We start from the raw sequence: 512 nt of genomic DNA on the forward strand, positions 1-512 counted from the left end.
AAAGGACGAAGTGCGATTGCCAGTGCCGCTTATCGAAGTGGTGAAAAATTATTTGATGATCAAGAAGGTCGCCACTATTTCTATGCTCGGTCAGTCATACCAGAGAGTTTTATTTTAACTCCTAAAAATGCACCAGAATGGGCCAGTGATCGAGAAAAATTATGGAACGAAGTAGAAAGAAAAGATCGGCGAGCAAATTCTCGGTATGCGAAAGAGTTTAACGTGGCTTTGCCAGTTGAACTAAGCGAAGATGAACAGAAAGAATTATTGACAAAATACGTGCAAGAAAATTTTGTTGATCAAGGCATGGTAGCTGATGTAGCGATTCATCGCGACCACCAAGATAATCCGCACGCACATGTGATGTTAACTAACCGACCATTTAACCCAGACGGAACATGGGGAATCAAGAGTAAAAAGCAATATATTTTAGATGAGAATGGCAATAAAATGTATACCGGAACTAGCAAGTACCCTAAGAGTAGAAAGATACTGATGGTCGATTGGGATAA

Annotated in this window: 1 protein-coding gene; it reads left to right on the top strand. The window is 40.2% G+C overall.

What is annotated here, in order from left to right; translation table 11 throughout:
- Positions 1–512: MobQ family relaxase (mobQ, locus tag EGT51_RS12870; RefSeq protein ID WP_167850216.1), on the top strand; the 512-nt coding region annotated here is incomplete at both ends.

It is taken from the genome of Levilactobacillus suantsaiihabitans, assembly GCF_004745505.1.
In the GTDB taxonomy this organism is placed as follows: domain Bacteria; phylum Bacillota; class Bacilli; order Lactobacillales; family Lactobacillaceae; genus Levilactobacillus; species Levilactobacillus suantsaiihabitans.